This window comes from Nocardioides sp. CPCC 206348 (assembly GCF_048654705.1).
GTDB lineage: Bacteria > Actinomycetota > Actinomycetes > Propionibacteriales > Nocardioidaceae > Nocardioides.
The window spans coordinates 2,149-3,154 of record NZ_JBMCZA010000099.1 but is presented as its reverse complement, the minus strand read 5'-3'; the positions used below and the strand labels follow the sequence as shown (position 1 = coordinate 3,154).

The following is a 1,006-nucleotide window of genomic DNA, read 5'->3' as shown; positions in this document are numbered from 1 at the left end:
AACGAGACCGGCGTCCGGATCTTCGGCATGGCCCACGGGGTCGTGTTCATTGCGTACGGCGTCGTGACGCTGGTCGTGTGGGTCGACCGGCGCTGGTCGGCGGGACGGGGCCTGCTCGCCCTGGTCGCCGCCGTACCGCCGCTGGCGACGCTGCCGCTCGAGTGGTGGGCGATCCGCAAGGGCTGGCTCGGCGACGCCTGGCGGCTGCCGGCGGGTGCCGGGTCCTCGTTGCCCGACCGGGTCGTGGCCTGGGTGCTGCGCAACCCCCTGCGCGGTGCCGCGGTCGGCCTCGTCGCGGTTGCCGCACTGACCGGCGTCGCGCTGGTCGTGGGCCCGCCCGGCTCCTGACGGAACCACGCGCGGCGCGCTAGCGTCGTACGACCATGAGCCCGTTCAGCATTGCGCGACGTGACACCCTCCGCTTCGGCCTGCTCGGACTTGCTGCCCTCAGCGGCGCCACCGCGCTGACGGCCTGTGCCAGCGATGAGGAGCCCGGTCTGAAGCCGGGTGGCGCGGACGCCGACGGCATCCAGCTGGTCGCCTCCGACGTGAAGCGGGTGCCCGGGGACTTCACCGTCCTCGAGGACGTGGTGGTCGGACTCCAGGCCCTCGCCGGTGACCTGTACGGCGGCATCGCCGCCAAGCCGGGCAACCTGGTCTTCTCGCCGTACTCCGTCCTGGTCGCCCTCGGGATGACCCTGGTGGGTGCCGCCGGGAAGACCGCCGAGGAGATGCGCGACGTGCTCGGAGCCGGGGACCTCGGCGACCGCTGGCACAAGGGCGTGAACGCGTTGACGTCGTACGTCGACGGGCTGGCCGGCAAGCAGAAGCGGGTGGACGGCTCGGACGCCGAGCTGGCCCTCGCCACGGCCAACCAGTTGTTCGGGCAGAAGGACGTCGGCTGGGAGGCGGAGTTCCTCGACCTGATCGCCAAGGAGTACGGCGCCGGGCTGCGCGCGGTCGACTTCGAGACCGCGGCCGAGGAAGCCCGGACGCTGATCAACAG

The 1,006-nt window shown here is 72.5% G+C and carries 2 protein-coding genes; both read left to right on the top strand.

Annotated features, from left to right (window positions below; genetic code table 11):
- Nucleotides 1-348: DUF3817 domain-containing protein (locus ACOADB_RS04980; protein WP_378596837.1), on the top strand; the 348-nt coding region annotated here is incomplete at its 5' end.
- A gap of 35 nt (nt 349-383) precedes the next feature.
- Nucleotides 384-1,006: serpin family protein (locus ACOADB_RS04975; RefSeq protein WP_378596856.1), on the top strand; the 623-nt coding region annotated here is incomplete at its 3' end.